The sequence below is a fragment of the Streptomyces sp. NPDC088745 genome, assembly GCF_044751045.1.
Classification (GTDB): Bacteria; Actinomycetota; Actinomycetes; order Streptomycetales; family Streptomycetaceae; genus Streptomyces; species Streptomyces cremeus.
Genome location: NZ_JBIVLB010000001.1, coordinates 28731 through 44573, shown reverse-complemented (window position 1 = coordinate 44573; position 15843 = coordinate 28731). Strand labels below are relative to the sequence as shown.

13 protein-coding genes are annotated in these 15843 nt (G+C 71.5%); 7 read left to right on the top strand and 6 right to left on the bottom strand.

The features are described from left to right. Positions 1-135: 135 nt before the first annotated feature. Both ACIP93_RS00175 and ACIP93_RS00170 read left to right on the top strand, forming a co-directional pair. On the top strand, positions 136-813 hold the full coding sequence (locus tag ACIP93_RS00175; RefSeq protein ID WP_345222288.1) for a response regulator transcription factor: 678 nt from the start codon (positions 136-138) through the stop codon (positions 811-813). Positions 814-851: 38 nt separating this feature from the next. Next, the gene (locus tag ACIP93_RS00170; protein WP_345222289.1) at positions 852-2126 is read left to right on the top strand and encodes an ATP-binding protein; all 1275 of its coding nucleotides are present in this window, start codon (positions 852-854) and stop codon (positions 2124-2126) included. A gap of 61 nt (positions 2127-2187) precedes the next feature. Here the strand turns inward: ACIP93_RS00170 and ACIP93_RS00165 are convergent, their stop codons facing one another. Next, positions 2188-2733: a GtrA family protein gene (locus ACIP93_RS00165; protein WP_401753973.1), complete on the bottom strand. Its 546-nt coding sequence runs from the start codon at positions 2731-2733 to the stop codon at positions 2188-2190. Between the two features lie 216 nt (positions 2734-2949). Here ACIP93_RS00165 and ACIP93_RS00160 point away from each other — a divergent pair, with 216 nt between their 5' ends. From ACIP93_RS00160 to ACIP93_RS00150, 3 genes are read left to right on the top strand one after another with little or no spacing between them, the layout of a single operon-like run. After that, positions 2950-4080, top strand: a complete 1131-nt coding sequence (locus tag ACIP93_RS00160) for a 5-(carboxyamino)imidazole ribonucleotide synthase (protein ID WP_345226427.1) — start codon at positions 2950-2952, stop codon at positions 4078-4080. A 28-nt stretch (positions 4081-4108) separates the two neighbouring features. Beyond that, complete coding sequence (gene purE / locus ACIP93_RS00155) at positions 4109-4609, top strand: 5-(carboxyamino)imidazole ribonucleotide mutase (protein ID WP_345226428.1); 501 nt, start codon at positions 4109-4111, stop codon at positions 4607-4609. A 48-nt stretch (positions 4610-4657) separates the two neighbouring features. Next, entirely contained in the window at positions 4658-5842 is a 1185-nt protein-coding gene (locus ACIP93_RS00150) for a dipeptidase (protein WP_401753970.1), read from the top strand. 61 nt (positions 5843-5903) lie between these two features. On the opposite strand, the gene ACIP93_RS00145 is transcribed toward ACIP93_RS00150, so the two are convergent. Continuing rightward, a complete protein-coding gene (locus tag ACIP93_RS00145) occupies positions 5904-7079 on the bottom strand; it encodes an acyl-CoA dehydrogenase family protein (protein ID WP_345222294.1) in 1176 nt (391 codons plus the stop codon). 195 nt (positions 7080-7274) lie between these two features. On the opposite strand from ACIP93_RS00145, the gene ACIP93_RS00140 reads away from it, so the two are divergent. Further along, complete coding sequence (locus ACIP93_RS00140) at positions 7275-8612, top strand: UDP-glucose/GDP-mannose dehydrogenase family protein (protein ID WP_345222296.1); 1338 nt, start codon at positions 7275-7277, stop codon at positions 8610-8612. A gap of 94 nt (positions 8613-8706) precedes the next feature. Here the strand turns inward: ACIP93_RS00140 and ACIP93_RS00135 are convergent, their stop codons facing one another. Continuing rightward, positions 8707-10005 (bottom strand): LCP family protein, encoded by a 1299-nt coding sequence (locus tag ACIP93_RS00135; protein WP_401753966.1) that lies wholly within the window; start codon positions 10003-10005, stop codon positions 8707-8709. Positions 10006-10111: 106 nt separating this feature from the next. Between ACIP93_RS00135 and ACIP93_RS00130 the strand changes: the two genes are divergently transcribed. Further along, complete coding sequence (locus tag ACIP93_RS00130; protein ID WP_345222300.1) at positions 10112-10660, top strand: acyl-CoA thioesterase; 549 nt, start codon at positions 10112-10114, stop codon at positions 10658-10660. Positions 10661-10702: 42 nt separating this feature from the next. Here the strand turns inward: ACIP93_RS00130 and ACIP93_RS00125 are convergent, their stop codons facing one another. From ACIP93_RS00125 to ACIP93_RS00115, 3 genes are all read right to left on the bottom strand, one after another. Then, positions 10703-12163 (bottom strand): LCP family protein, encoded by a 1461-nt coding sequence (locus tag ACIP93_RS00125; protein ID WP_345222302.1) that lies wholly within the window; start codon positions 12161-12163, stop codon positions 10703-10705. Positions 12164-12309: 146 nt separating this feature from the next. After that, positions 12310-13992, bottom strand: coding sequence for an LCP family protein (locus ACIP93_RS00120; RefSeq protein ID WP_401753961.1), 1683 nt, complete (start codon positions 13990-13992; stop codon positions 12310-12312). A gap of 53 nt (positions 13993-14045) precedes the next feature. Beyond that, positions 14046-15800, bottom strand: a complete 1755-nt coding sequence (locus tag ACIP93_RS00115; protein ID WP_345222307.1) for an LCP family protein — start codon at positions 15798-15800, stop codon at positions 14046-14048. Between the last annotated feature and the right edge of the window lie 43 nt (positions 15801-15843).

Genomic DNA, 15843 nt, shown 5'->3' with positions numbered 1-15843 from the left:
GGATCACAGGCGTTCATGGAACTGATTCCCCATATTCAAAGGTCCTTCATGGGAATGGGCCCTTGGGCCACAGGCGCCGTCGGTTCCCGGACGATCACTGACGGGGCACCGGCCGCGCCGACTAACATTCCCCCCATGACCCGTGTACTGCTCGCCGAGGACGACGCATCCATTTCGGAGCCACTGGCCCGCGCACTGCGTCGGGAGGGTTACGAGGTCGAGGTCCGCGAGGACGGACCCGCTGCCCTGGACGCCGGACTCCAGGGGGGCGTCGACCTGGTCGTGCTCGACCTGGGCCTGCCCGGCATGGACGGCCTGGAGGTCGCCCGCCGGCTGCGCGCCGACGGCCACACCGTGCCGATCCTGGTGCTCACCGCCCGCGCCGACGAGGTCGACACCGTCGTCGGGCTCGACGCCGGCGCCGACGACTACGTCACCAAGCCCTTCCGCCTCGCCGAGCTGCTCGCCCGGGTCCGGGCCCTGCTGCGGCGCGGCTCCTCCGAGCCCGCCCCGCCCCCGGCCACCCACGGCGTCCGCATCGACGTCGAGTCGCACCGCGCCTGGATGGGCGACGAGGAGCTCCAGCTCACCGCCAAGGAGTTCGACCTGCTGCGCGTGCTGGTGCGCGACGCGGGCCGGGTCGTCACCCGCGACCAGTTGATGCGCGAGGTCTGGGACACCACCTGGTGGTCCTCCACCAAGACCCTGGACATGCACATCTCCTGGCTGCGCAAGAAGCTCGGCGACGACGCGGCCAACCCCCGCTACATCGCGACGGTGCGGGGCGTCGGCTTCCGCTTCGAGAAGAGCTGAGCAGCACGCCGTACCCGGCGACCGTGCATTCTTGACGCATGCGTCGCCGCCTGATCAATTCCACGCTCGCCGTGGTGCTCGTCGTCATCGCCGTCTTCGGGGTCTCCCTCGTCATCGTCGAGACCCGCACCATCAGCAACAGCGCCCAGGAGTCCGTCGACTCCGAGGCGCTGCGGCTGGTGAGCGTCGTCGAGGGCCGCCTCGTCGGCGAGGGCACCGTGAGCCGGGACGTACTGGTCAAGCAGATCGGCGGCCACCGGTACGCCCGTATCGACCTCCCCGGACAGCCGCCCATCGAGATCGGCGCCCGCCCCACCGACGGCATCATCGAGGGCCGCGCCTCCGGCGAGCGGGGCGAGACCGTCACCGTCATGGAGTCCCGGTCCACCGTCACCCGCGAGGTCGGCCGCACCCTGCTGATCATCGGCGCGGTGGCCCTGCTGGCGGTGATCGCCGCCGTCCTGCTCGCCGTGCGTCAGGCCAACCGGCTGGCCTCCCCGCTCACCGACCTCGCCGAGACCGCCGAACGCCTCGGTTCCGGCGACCCCCGCCCCCGCCACAAGCGGTACGGAGTTCCCGAACTGGACCGGGTCGCCGACGTCCTGGACTCCTCCGCCGAACGCATCGCCCGGATGCTGACGGCCGAACGCAGGCTCGCCGCCGACGCCTCCCACCAGCTCCGCACCCCCCTGACCGCCCTCTCCATGCGGCTGGAGGAGATCACCCTCACGGAGGAACTGGACACGGTGAAGGAGGAGGCCACCATCGCCCTCACCCAGGTCGAACGCCTCACCGACGTGGTGGAGCGCCTGCTCACCAACTCCCGCGACCCGCGCACCGGCTCCGCCGTCGCCTTCGACCTGGACGAGGTCGTCAAGCAGCAGATCGAGGAGTGGCGGCCCGCCTACCGCAGCGCCGGGCGGGCGATCGTGTGCTCCGGAAAGAAGGACCTGCGCGCCGTCGGCACCCCGGGCGCGGTCGCCCAGGTGCTGGCCGCCCTCATCGAGAACTCCCTCATGCACGGCGGCGGCACGGTCGCCCTGCGCTCGCGCGTCACCGGCAACCAGGCCGTCATCGAGGTCACCGACGAGGGCCCCGGCGTCCCCGTCGACCTCGGCGCGCGGATCTTCGAGCGGACGATCAGCGGCCGCAACTCCACCGGCATCGGCCTCGCCGTCGCCCGCGACCTCGCGGAGGCCGACGGGGGCCGCCTGGAACTCCTCCAGCAGAAACCGGCCGTCTTCGCGCTGTTCCTCAGCACGGTGGTGCCGGACAGCAGGAACACCGAGGAGGCCCGCAAGACGATCAGGTGAGGCGGAGCGGCGCGACCGGGCGAGGCGACCGGGCAAAACGGGGCGGGACGGCGCGGGGCGATCAGGTGAGGCGAGGGGCGACGGGCTCCGGTTCCGGCTGCGCCGCGCCCGCCGCGGTCATCTCGTCCTGGTCGAGAAACCGCTCGGCCTGCTCGACCGCCTCCTTGGCCGGCAGCGCCCGGAACACCCACGTCCGGTACGACCAGAAGCGGAACAGGGTCGCCACCCCGATCCCGAACACCTTGAAGAAGTTGGACTGCAACGGGGTGTTCCAGCCGAAGCCGTACGTCGCCGCGTACAGCAGCCCGTTCTCGATAACCGCGCCGACCACGCTGAACAGCAGGAAGAGCGTCAGCTCCTTGGCCCGCCCGCTCTTGTCGCGGTCGCGGTAGGTGAAGTACCGGAAGCCGACGTAGTTGAAGAGGACCGCGATCACCGTCGCGAGCAGCGAGGCCCGCACCACCTGGAGGTCGGTGGTGTTCCGCAGCACGTTGAACGCCGCCATGTTGACCAGGAGGCCGAGCCCCCCGACCGCCCCGAACTTGACGACCTCGCGCGCGAGCTGTTCGAGACGTGTGCGCAGCGCGGTACCGCCAGGCTCGCTCATAATCGGTGTCGACCCCGTTCGGTTGATGTCGTCAACCCGGCCATGCTAACCATCACCCCCGCGCCCCCGCCCGAGCGCGTGCGCCGCCCGGTCGCGGTTCGGCCACCCCGGCGGGACGGCCCGCCACCCTGCTTGTGCGTTCGTACGAAGGAGGGGGCGTCCGGGGTGGTACGTGCCTACGGATACTCTGGACGGGTGACGTTCCCGGTAGTCGGTATGGTCGGCGGCGGCCAGCTCGCCCGTATGACCCACGAGGCGGGCATCCCCCTCGGCATCAAGTTCAAGCTGCTCAGCGACACCCCCCAGGACTCGGCGGCCCAGGTGGTGAGCGAGGTCGTCGTCGGCGACTATCGCGACCTGGACACGCTCCGCGCCTTCGCGCGCGGCTGCGACGTGATCACCTTCGATCACGAACACGTACCGACCGAGCACCTGCGGGCCCTGGAGGCCGACGGCGTCCCCGTCCGCCCCGGCCCGGACGCGCTGATCCACGCCCACGACAAGGGGGTGATGCGCGCGAAGCTGACCGAGATCGGCGCCCCGTGCCCGAGGCACCGCATCGTCGCCGACCCGGCGGACGTGACGGTCTTCGCCGAAGAGGGCGACGGCTACCCGGTCATCCTCAAGACCGTGCGCGGCGGCTACGACGGCAAGGGCGTCTGGTTCGTCCGCTCCGAGGCCGACGCCCACGAGCCCTTCCGGGCCGGGGTCCCCGTCCTCGCCGAGGAGAAGGTCGACTTCGTCCGCGAGCTGGCCGCCAACATCGTGCGCTCCCCGCACGGCCAGGCCGTCGCCTACCCCGTGGTCGAGTCCCAGCAGGTCGACGGCGTCTGCGACACGGTCATCGCCCCGGCCCCGGACCTCTCCGAGGCCCTCTCCGGCGAGGCCCAGCAGCTCGCCCTGCGCATCGCCGCCGAACTGGACGTCGTCGGCCACCTCGCCGTCGAACTCTTCGAGGTCCGCGACGCCGACGGCAATCCCGGCATCCTCGTCAACGAACTCGCGATGCGCCCGCACAACTCCGGCCACTGGACCCAGGACGGCGCGATCACCTCGCAGTTCGCCAACCACGTCCGCGCCGTCCTCGACCTCCCCCTCGGCGACCCGCGCCCGCGCGCCGCCTGGACGGTCATGTGCAACGTGCTGGGCGGCGACTACCCCGACATGTACAAGCCGTACCTGCACGTCATGGCCCGCGACCCGCAGGCGAAGATCCACATGTACGGCAAGGACGTGCGCCCCGGCCGCAAGGTCGGGCACGTCAACACCTACGGCGACGACCTGGCCGACGTGCTCGACCGGGCCCGCCACGCCGCCGGCTACCTCCGAGGAACGATCGTTGAGTAACGCACCCGCTCCGCTGGTCGGCATCGTCATGGGCTCCGACTCGGACTGGCCCGTCATGGAGGCCGCCGCCACCGCGCTCGCCGAGTTCGAGATCCCCTACGAGGTCGACGTCGTCTCCGCGCACCGGATGCCGCACGAGATGATCGGGTACGGCGAGAACGCGGCCGGCCGCGGCCTCAAGGCGATCATCGCGGGCGCGGGCGGCGCGGCCCACCTCCCGGGCATGCTCGCCTCGGTCACCCCGCTCCCCGTCATCGGCGTCCCCGTCCCCCTGAAGTACCTCGACGGCATGGACTCCCTCCTCTCCATCGTCCAGATGCCGGCCGGCGTGCCCGTCGCGACGGTCTCCGTCGCGGGCGCCCGCAACGCGGGCCTCCTCGCGGCCCGCATGCTCGCGGCGTTCGACCCCGCCCTGCTGACCCGCATGCGGGAGTTCCAGCAGGACCTGAACGCCCAGGCCACCGAGAAGGGCAAGCGCCTGCGCACCAAGGCGATGGGCGCCCCGGACTCCTTCGGCTTCGGGAAGTAGACCAGCACAGCGCCCGGGCAACGACGGGCAGGGAGCAGGACATCACCCATGAACGAGCTGGACAGGGCCCATGCCCTCCTCGCCGACTTCCCCGTCGTCGACGGCCACAACGACCTCCCCTGGGCGCTGCGCGAACAGGTCCGCTACGACCTGGACCGCCTCGACATCGCCGCCGACCAGTCCGCCCACCTCCACACGGACCTGGCCCGCCTCCGTGCGGGCCGGGTCGGCGCCCAGTTCTGGTCGGTGTACGTCCGCACCGACCTCACCGGCGACGAGGCGGTCAGCGCCACCCTCGAACAGATCGACGTGGTGGGGCAGCTGATCGCCCGCTACCCGGAGCACCTGGTCCGGGCCCTGACGGCGGACGACATGGAAGCGGCCCGCCAGGACGGCCGCATCGCCTCCCTGATGGGCGCCGAGGGCGGCCACTCCATCAACAACTCGCTGGCCACCCTGCGCGCCCTGCACACGCTCGGCGTGCGCTACCTGACGCTCACCCACAACGACAACATCCCCTGGGCGGACAGCGCCACCGACGCCCCCGCCTGCGGCGGCCTGACCGCCTTCGGCCGCGAGGTCGTCCGCGAGATGAACCGCGTCGGCATGCTCGTCGACCTCTCGCACGTCGCCGTCGGCACGATGCGCGCGGCCCTGGAGACCACCGAGGCACCGGTGGTCTTCTCCCACTCCTCCGCCCGCGCGGTCTGCGACCACCCCCGCAACATCCCGGACGACGTGCTGGCCGCGCTTCCCGCCAACGGCGGCGTGGCGATGGCCACCTTCGTCCCCAAGTTCATCCTCCCCGAAGCGGTCGCCTGGACCGCCCGCGCCGACGACAACATGCGCGCCCACGGCCTGCACCACCTCGACACCACCGCCGAGGGCATGAGGGTCCAGCGCGCCTTCGAAGCCGCCCACCCCCGCCCGATGGCCACCGCCGCCACGGTCGCCGACCACCTCGACCACATGCGCGAGGTCGCGGGCGTCGACCACATCGGCATCGGCGGCGACTACGACGGCACGGCCTTCACCCCGGCGGGCCTGGAAGACGTCACGGGCTACCCGAACCTGATCGCCGAACTCCTCACCCGCGGCTGGTCCACCGCCGACCTCGCCAAACTCACCTGGCAGAACGCGGTCCGCGCCCTGCGCGACGCGGAATCGGTCGCCCGCGACCTCCAGACCCGCCGGGGGCCGTCCAACGCGACTCTGGAGCAGTTGGACGGCTGACACGGGAAGCGGGGCGGGGGCACCGCGCACGGCGCCCCCGCCCCGCTGTTCCGCAGCCGGACTACTTCGGCAGGTTGCGCGCCATCACGATGCGCTGGACCTGGTTCGTGCCTTCGTAGATCTGGCAGATCTTCGCGTCCCGCATCATCCGCTCCACCGGGTAGTCCCGCGTGTAGCCGTAGCCGCCGAGGAGCTGGATGGCGTCCAGGGTGATCTCCATGGCCGCGTCGGAGGCGTAGCACTTGGCCGCCGCGCCGAAGAAGGTGAGGTCCTCCTTCTCGCCGCCGGCGGCGACGCGCTCGGACTTCGCCGCCGCCGCGTACGTGAGCTGGCGGGCCGCCTCCAGCTTCATGGCCATGTCGGCGAGCATGAACTGCACGCCCTGGAAGTCGCCGATCGGCTTGCCGAACTGCTTGCGCTCCTGGACGTAACCCTTGGCGTAGTCCAGGGCGCCCTGCGCGATGCCCAGCGCCTGGGCGGCGATGGTGATGCGGGTGTGGTCGAGGGTCTTCATGGCGGTGGCGAAGCCGGTGCCCTCCGCGCCGATCATGCGGTCGGCGGGGATGCGCACGTTGTCGAGGTAGACCTCGCGGGTCGGCGAGCCCTTGATGCCGAGCTTCTTCTCCGGCGCGCCGAAGGAGACGCCCGCGTCGGACTTCTCCACCACGAAGGCGGAGATGCCCTTCGAGCGCTTCTCCGGGTCGGTGACCGCCATGACCGTGTAGTACTCGGACTCGCCCGCGTTGGTGATCCAGCGCTTCACGCCGTTGAGGACCCAGAAGTCGCCGTCGCGGACCGCGCGCGTCTTCATGCCCGCGGCGTCGGAGCCGGCGTCCGGCTCGGAGAGGCAGTACGAGAACATCGCCTCGCCCTTGGCGAGCGGGGCGAGGTACTTCTTCTTCAGCTCCTCCGAACCGGAGAGGATCACCGGGAGCGAGCCCAGCTTGTTGACGGCCGGGATCAGGGAGGAGGACGCGCAGACGCGGGCCACCTCCTCGATCACGATGACCGTCGCCAGGGCGTCCGCGCCCGCGCCGCCGAAGGCCTCGGGCACGTGCACCGCCTGGAGGTCGGCCGCGACCAGCGCGTCCAGCGCCTCCCGGGGGAAGCGGGCCTGCTCGTCCACCTCGGCCGCGTACGGGGCGATCTTCGCCTCGGCGAGCGCGCGCACCGACTCCCGCAGCATGTCGTGCTCTTCGGACGTCCGGTACAGGTCGAAATCGGGCGAACCTGCCAAGGCTTCTCACTCCCCAAGGATCCACGGCTGCTAACTACCGTTAAGTAACCAAGATTTTAGAGCGCGGGCCCGGTCTTGGATACGTGAGTTTCCCGACAGGGGCGCACCCGGTGCACAGCTCGGGCGGAACCTCCCCTTACGGGCGCCCGGATATGCTCGGGCGCGTTGTCCCGCCCGCACCGCTAGGAGCACCCCATGGCCCTCAGGATCACCGTGATCGGCACCGGCTACCTCGGCGCCACCCACGCCGCGGCGATGGCCGAGCTCGGGTTCGAGGTGCTGGGGCTCGACGTGGTGCCCGAGAAGATCGAGACGCTCGGCGCCGGGCGCGCGCCGATGTACGAGCCGGGTCTCGAGGAGCTGCTGCGCGCGCACGTGGCGGGACTGCCGGGGTCGAGCGGACGGCTGCGCTTCACGACGGACTTCGCGGAGGCAGGGGCCTTCGGCGACGTGCACTTCGTGTGCACGAACACCCCGCAGAAGCACGGCGAGTACGCGAGCGACATGAGCTACGTCAACAGCGCGTTCACCTCGCTCGCCCCGCACCTGAGCAGCGACGCGCTGGTCGTCGGCAAGTCCACCGTGCCGGTCGGCTCCGCGGCCCGGCTGAAGCGGCTGCTGGCCGAGCAGGCCCCCGAGGGCGTCGAGCTGGCGTGGAACCCGGAGTTCCTGCGCGAGGGCTTCGCCGTCCAGGACACCCTGCACCCCGACCGCCTGGTCGCCGGGGTGGAGAGCGAGCGCGCGGAGAAGATCCTGCGCGAGGTCTACGCCACGCCGATCGCCGAGGGCTCCCCGTTCGTGGTGACGGACTTCCCCACGGCCGAGCTGGTGAAGACCGCCGCGAACTCCTTCCTCGCCACGAAGATCTCCTTCATCAACGCCATGGCCGAGGTCTGCGAGGCCGCCGACGGCGACGTGGTGAAGCTGGCCGAGGCGATCGGGTACGACGAGCGGATCGGCCCGAAGTTCCTGCGCGCCGGCATCGGCTTCGGCGGCGGCTGCCTGCCCAAGGACATCCGGGCGTTCATGGCGAGGGCCGGCGAGCTGGGCGCCGACCAGGCGCTGACCTTCCTCCGCGAGGTCGACTCCATCAACATGCGCCGCCGCGGCCACATGGTCGAGCTGGCCCGCGAGGCCCTGGGCGACGCCGGCTTCCTCGGCAGGCGCGTCGCGGTCCTGGGCGCCACCTTCAAGCCGGACTCCGACGACGTGCGCGACTCGCCCGCCCTGAACGTCGCGGGCCAGATCCACCTCCAGGGCGGCCAGGTCACCGTCTACGACCCCAAGGGCATGGCCAACGCCCGCCGGGTCTTCCCCACCCTCGGCTACGCCGACTCCGCCCTGGAGGCGGTGCGCGGCGCGGACATCGTGCTGCACCTCACCGAGTGGCGCGAGTTCCGCGACCTGGACCCGGCGGAGCTGGGCCGGGCCGTCGCCCAGCGCGTCATCCTGGACGGCCGCAACGCCCTGGACTCCGCTGCGTGGCGCGAGGCGGGCTGGACCTTCCGCGCGATGGGCCGCCCGAAGGCCTGAGCCACCGGGGGCGGGGGCGGCGTCCGGGGGCACGCGGACGGGGTGGCGGCGTCCCGCGTGGGACACCGCCACCCCGTGGCGGAGCGGCGTGCGCTCAGTTCGAGGTCACCGTGACCTTCTCGTCGTTCTGGATCTGCTGGACCAGCTGACGCACCTTCGCCTTGTCCCAGACCACGTTGCCGTTGCGGAAGCCGCTGCTGGGCATGTTCATGGACTTGCCCTCGCCGCCGCTGACGCCCTTCATCGCGAAGAACATCCCGGCCAGGTCGAACAGGCCCATGTCCTTGTCCACGACCAGCGTGTCCAGGCCCGCGCCGAGCGTCGGGTAGAGGGAGAAGGGGTTGAGCAGCGTGCCGGGGGAGGCCGCCTGGCTCGCCAGGGCCGCCAGGAACTTCTGCTGGTTCTTCGTGCGCGCCAGGTCCGCCTCGGCGAAGGCGTACCGGGTGCGGACGAAGGCCAGGGCCTGCTCGCCGTTGAGGGTCTGCTTGCCGGCCTGGAAGTCGGCGCCGGACTTCTTGTCCTTGAAGGCCTTGGGGATGTCCAGCTCGACGCCGCCCATCGCGTCCACGATGTTGGCGAACCCGGCGAAGCCGATCTCCGCGTAGTGGTCGATGCGCAGGCCGGTGTTGTGCTCGACGGTGCGCACCAGGAGCTCGGGGCCGTCCTCCGCGTAGGCGGCGTTCAGCTTGACGCGGCGGTGCCGGTTCTCGAAGCGCTTGCCGGACTGGGAGCCGACGAAGGAGGGGATCTCCACGTCCGAGTCGCGCGGCAGCGAGATCATGGTGTCGCCGCTGGAGCAGGAGGCCAGGATCATCATCGAGTCGGTGCGCTTGCCCTCCGCGGAGCCGGTGTGCAGGCGCTTCTTGTCCTCGGCGGTCATGCCCTCGCGGCTGTCGGAGCCCACCACCAGGTACGTCGTGCAGTCGCCCTCCTTCGGCCGGTCGATGACCTTGGCGAGGTCGACCTCGCGGCGGACCTTGGAGTCGGCCCAGAAGTACGTGCCGACGGAGGTGACCGCGACGACCGCGACGACGGCGATCGCGCCGACCTTGAGGCGGCGGCCCCAGTTCGGCGCGGGGCGCGGGCCGCGGGCGGCGCCGGGGCCCGCGCCGTTGCCGCCGCCCCCGCGGCCGCCGCCGTAGACCTGGCCGGTGTTGTAGCCGTCGTCGTGGCGGGGGCCCGGGTCCTGGCCGTACCCGTGGTCGTCGTACCGCTGGGCCTGCTGCGGCGGGACGGACGGGGCCGGGGGCGCGGGGCGCCGGCCGGCGGGGGGCGGTACCTGGCCGCGCTGCACATGCCGCATCACCCGGGGGCCCTCGGGCTGCGGGCTCGCAGCACCACGGCCGTACCCGTTGTCGCGGTCGTCGTTTCGTGCACTGGGCCAGTCGCTCATGCCCTCAGTGTGCGGCCAGGGAGCGGCGGGCTCACAGGGCGGGTGGGATTTCGGGGCAGGGCTGTTGCAGAGCTGATGCATTGTGCACCGGCATAAAGTAGAGGGCATGACAGATCAGGCCCAGGCCCCGGAAGATCTCTTTCCGGGCAAGCCCACCTCCGCGTCCCGTACCACGCTCAGCCACATCATGACCGCTGCGGAAACGAATCTGCTGGGTACGGTGCACGGCGGCGTGATCATGAAGCTGGTGGACGATGCGGCGGGCGCGGTCGCCGGCCGCCACTCCGGCGGGCCCGCCGTCACCGCCTCCATGGACGAGATGGTCTTCCTGGAGCCGGTGCAGGTCGGCGACCTGGTGCACGTGAAGGCCCAGTGCAACTGGACCGGCCGCTCCTCCATGGAGATCGGGGTACGGGTCCTGGCCGAGCGGTGGAACGAGTCCACCCCCGCCCAGCAGGTCGGCTCCGCCTACCTGGTCTTCGCCGCGGTCGACGCGGACGGCAAGACCCGCCCGGTGCCTCCGGTGATACCCGAGACGGAGCGCGACCGGCGGCGCTACCAGGAGGCCCAGATCCGGCGCACCCACCGGCTCGCCCGGCGCCGCGCCATCAAGGAGCTGCGGGACCGGCGGGCGGCGGAGGGCCTGAACGACTAGGCCCGGTCCGCGGCGCCGGGGACGTGCCGCCGGGTCCCCGGGTCACGGGCACACCACCTGGTCCCCGGTCACCACCCCGAACTCGCCCTGGTGCGCGTCCTGCGCCCGCACCGGCGTCACGCCCCGGTAGTCGGCCCCCGCCGTGACCCGCATCAGGCCGCCCTGCCCCCTGACCGGCCTGAGCTCGCAGCCCGGCAGCGCCGCCGCCAGGGACTGCGCGCTGCGGTCCCAGCGCGGGTCGAACGTCAGCAGGGTGCGGGCCAGGTCCCGGCGCACCCCGTTGCCGGGCGTGCCCGTGGTGCGGAAGCCGGTGGCCCGCAGTGCCGCGTCGACGCGCCCGCCCAGGCCCGCGGCGCGCGTCCCGTTGTCCACCTGCACCCGGATCTGCTCCGGGGAGACGTCCACCGGGGTCGCCCGGTGCTTCGCGGGGCGCGGGACGCCCAGCGGCCGGTCCTCCCGCAGCGCCTGGAAGAGCTTCCCGGCCTTGGCGTCGTCCCACTTCAGGGTGGAGCCGATGCCCTTCACCGGGAAGCTCATCTCGCCGACCGGCACCGACGTGAACTCCGAGGACGCCGGGGTGAAGCCCCGCATCGCCTGCCCGAGGGCCAGCATCTCCCGCGTCCCGAAGCCCTGGTCGGCCCGCACCGAGCCCAGCAGCGTCGAGGCGACCTCGCGGAAGCGCACCGGGTTGAGCAGCGCCCCGCTGTCGGTGACCTTGGCGATGAACGCGGCCAGGAACCGCTGCTGGCGCTGCATCCTGCCCAGGTCGGAGGCCCCGTCGACGTGCCGGGAGCGCACGTACTGGAGGGCCTGGCCGCCGCCCAGCCGGTGGGTGCCGGGGGCCAGGTCCAGACCCGTGTAGCTGTCCTTGAGGGTGGTCGTGGTGCAGATGTCGACGCCGCCGAGCACGTCCACCGTCTTCATGAAGCTGGTGAAGTCGACCTCCAGGTAGTGGTCGATCTTCACCCCGGTCATGTGCTCGACGGTGCGCGTGGTCAGGCCGGGCCCGCCCTCCGCGTACGCGGCGTTGAGCTTGACGGGGTGGGCGCGGTGGTGCTCGCCGGTGGTCTCGTCCGTGTGCTCGGGCATCTCGGCGTAGCTGTCGCGCGGGAGGCTGACGACGCTGGCCCGCTCCCGGTCCTCCGAGACGTGCACCAGCATGACCGTGTCGGTGCAGTGGCAGGGGGCGCCGCCCAGCCGGTACTTCTCCTTCTCCTCCTGGGTGATCCTGTCCCGGCCGTCGGTGCCGACCAGCAGGATGTTCATGCCGCGTCCCGGCTCCGTCTCGGGCCGGTTCTTCATGTCCTTGAACGGGTCGACCCGGTCGATCCCGGTGTTCATGCCGGTCACCACCGCGTGCCCGACCCCGCCCGCCGCCAGCACCAGCACGGACAGGGTGGTCGCCACCCGCAGCCCCCAGTGCGGCCGCTCGTCCTGCCTGCGGCGCCGGTCGCGGGGGCGGTGCGGGCGGCGTCGGGCGGGCTGTCGGGGCGGCACGGGCACGGGGGACACCTCCGCTGGGGGCACAGGACGCAGATCGCCTCGTACCGTATGCCGATACGATCTCCAGACCGGCGGACCCGCCCGGCCGCCGCGCGCGGCTGTCCCCCGTTCGCGGTAACGCGCCGGAGCTCAGGCGCGCCGCGGCGTCAGTCCCTGCCGCTCCACTGGTACGGGCCGTACACGTCCATGCAGCCCTTGTCGCTGCCCTTGACCGCCTCGGCGGACTGCGGGACGTCGCCCGCCTTCGGCACCTCGGCCCTGGGGTAGCTGGTGCCCTTGCGCCAGTCGGAGCCGACGGTCAGCGTCACGCCCGAGACGTCGGTGGAGCGGCTGACCGCGGACGGCGGCAGGCCCAGCGCCTTGGCGACGGCCTGGGCGTCGCCCTCCAGTTCGGCGCTGGGGAAGCTGACCCTCGTCCGTTCGAGGTTCGGGCCGCCCTTGGCGGCCGAGGCCCGGGTGTAGCCCTTGCCGGCGAGGATCTGCGCGACGGCGGACGCCCGGCCGGTGGCGGGGCCCTGGGGGTCGCCGCCGGTGCCGTTCTGCACGGTCACCGCGAGTTCGCCGACGGCGGCCGAAGGTTTCTTCGCGGGCTTCTCGGCGGGCTTCTTCTGCCCCTTGCCGTCGGACGCGCCGCCGTTCTTGTCGAACGGGATGTCGTCCTGGAGCAGCTTGAGGACCTTGGGGGAGTCCTTGGGGTCCACGACGTAGTGGGCGAGCGGGTTCCGGGGGTCCGCGACGGTCGGCAGCGAGGTCATGGTGATGCTGTCCGAGGGGACGTTCTTGAGCTCCATCGCCAGGTCGAAGAGCTTCTTGGGCGTGCCGATCTCGGTGGACACCGTGAGGGCCTTCGTCGCGGTGTCGGCGAGTCCGGTGATCCGGCCGACGTTGGTGAAGGCGTTCTCGTCCTGGAGCTTGCGCAGCATCGAGTTCATGTACATGTGCTGCGCCTTCGCGCGGCCCTTGTCGCTGAAGAACGCGTGCCGGGTGCGCAGCCACTGCAGGGCCTGCTCGCCCTGGATGGTGTGCGGGCCCTTGGCCAGCTTGAGGCCCGAGCCGCCCTTCTGGCCCCGCGTCCCCTTGTCCCAGACGCCCTGGTTGAGGCAGACGTCGACGCCGCCCACGGCGTCCGCCATCTGCACCACACCGGAGAAGTCGATCATCAGCCAGTGGTCGATGTAGATGTTGGTGAGCTTCTGCCAGGTGTCCAGCACACAGCTCGGGCCGCCGAGCGCCAGTGCCCTGTTGATGATGGTGTTCGTGGGCGGGGAGACCTTGCCGGTCTTCTCGTCCTTGCACTCGGGGATGTCCACCCGGGTGTCGCGCGGAATGCTCACCACCGAGGCGTGCTTGCGGTCGGCGGAGACGTGCAGCAGTTTCTGCACGTCGGCCAGCGGCGGGTTCTTCGTGAGGTCCTTGCCGCCGCCCAGCTTGACGTTCTCGGGGTCGGCGCGGCTGTCGGAACCTATCAGCAGGATGTTCAGCGGGGTCTGCCCGGCCGCGTTCGCCTTCGGCTTGTCCGGGCCCTCGCCGCCGCTGCGGGCGCTGCTGCGCAGGTTGCTGTTGAGGTGCTGGTAGTAGAGGTATCCGGCGCCGGCCGTACCGAGGATCAGCACGGCGAGGGACACCGCTCCCCAGCGCAGGATCCGCTTGCCCCTGCCGCCCTCGGGGCCGCGCCGGCGCGAGCCGCCGCGGCGGCCTCCGCCGTGGCCGACGCCGGCCGCCCCGTTCGACCGCGGTCCCGCGTCCGGGTCCGCGTCCTCGTAGAGACTGTCGTCCCAGCCGAGGTTGCGGGCCCGGGCCCCCTGCCCCTGCACGCTGCTGTTGCCCACCGGGCCCCCACTCACTTCTCTTCAGTTTCCGTTCCGCACCCGGTGGCGCGAGGTCATCGGGCGCAGACCGACGTGCCGGCGTTGGCCTGCTGGATGCCCTCGGGCGCCTTCGCCGGGGCGCCCAGCGGCTTGCCCGGGCCGCCGAAGTCCTTGCCCAGCGTGAGCGTCATCGCCTCACGGGCTCCGGCCTGCCTGCCGTTCGGCTTGAGGGCCGAGCCGGGCAGGCCCATCATCGCGGCGAGTGCGCGAGCCTGGTCGGCCTGGTTCTCTCCATAGGTGAGAGTGGTTTTCGCGGCGTCGGGTTCCGGCGAATTGCCACCGTTGGTGGCGAGCCTGGCGCCCTTCTCGACCTGGAGCCAGGTCAGGGTCTCCTGGGCGGCGCCGCCCTTGCCGCTGCCGTTGTAGACGTTGACCCGCACGTCCTCGGCGGCGGCCTTCTCGCCCTTGAGCAGGGCCTGTTGCCGGTCCTGCTGCTCGGCCTTCTCCTTCTTCTTCACCTCGGTGAGGGAGACGTCCGACTGCAGCATCGAGAAGAGGGCGTCGGCCTTGGCCTTGTTGACGACGACGGTGGCCTTCGCGCCCTTCGGCTCGTCGGGGTTGTCGTCGACCGGCAGGGTCGTGAAGGTGATGTTCTTCGGGTCGACGGCGGAGACCTCCTCGGCGAGGGACTTCAGCTTGCCGAGGCCCGCGATGCCCGTGTCGACGGTCAGTGCCTTGGTCGCGGCGTCGGCCAGGCTGTAGAGCTTGCCGACGTCGGTCAGCGTCTCGCTGGACTTCATCTTGCGCAGCATCGCGCCCAGGAACTGCTGCTGCGTCTGGATGCGGCTGAGGTCCGAGCCCAGGCCGAACGCGCCCCGGGTGCGCACGAAGGCCAGCGCCTGCTCGCCCTCGATGACGTGCTTGCCCTTGCTCAACTTCAGGTGCGACTTCTTGTCGTTCACGTCCTTGGCGACGCAGACCTCGACGCCGCCGATCGCGGTGGTCAGCGACTTCACCGCGTTGAAGTCGACCATCATGAAGTGGTCGACGGTCAGCCCGGTGATCTCCTTGACCGTGCGCATCGTGCAGCCCGGGTCGCGGCCCGACTGGCCGAGGCTGGTGTTGAAGCGGGCGAAGGCGCTGCCCGGAATGATCTTGTCCGAACCGTCCTCCTGCTTGGTGGGGCAGTCCGGGATCCGTGTCTTCAGATCGCGCGGGATCGACACCGCCGTCGCGTTGGTGCGGTCCTTGGAGACGTGGAAGAGGATCGTGGTGTCGGCGTGGCCGGGGCTGTTCTTGTCGCCGTAGCCCTCGTTGCCGTCGCCGGTGCGCTTGTCGGTGCCGATGACCAGGATGTTGATGGCCTGGTCCTTCTTGAAGCCGCCCGAACCGCCGGAGATCTCCACCGACTTGAGGTTGCCGTTGAAGTGCTGGTAGAGCGCGTACGCGCCGGCCGAGCCCGCCACCAGGACCACGCCGACCACACCACCGGTGATCTTCAGCGCCTTCTTGCCGCCCTGCTTGGGCTGCTTGCGCTTGCGGCGGCCCGCCTGCGCGGCGGCGCCCTCGCCGTGCGGCGCCCGGCCGCGGGGCGCTCCGCCGCGGGGCGCGCCTTCGCGGTTCCGCTGCGCGGGTACGTCACGGCGCGGCGCGGCGCCGTCGCCGCGGCTCCGCGGGACCTGGCCGCGCGGACTGCCCTGAGGCTGCCCCGCACCTCGCGCGGACCCTGCGGAATTGTCCAGTCGCAGTTCGTAGTTGCCGGTGTGCGGGTTGAGAACCCACTGGTCGGCGGGGTCGATCTCGTCCGCCCCACGGCTGTGCGCGTCCACGGTTGCCTGAGTCCTCCGTCGGTCCCACGCGAGGCGCCTCCCC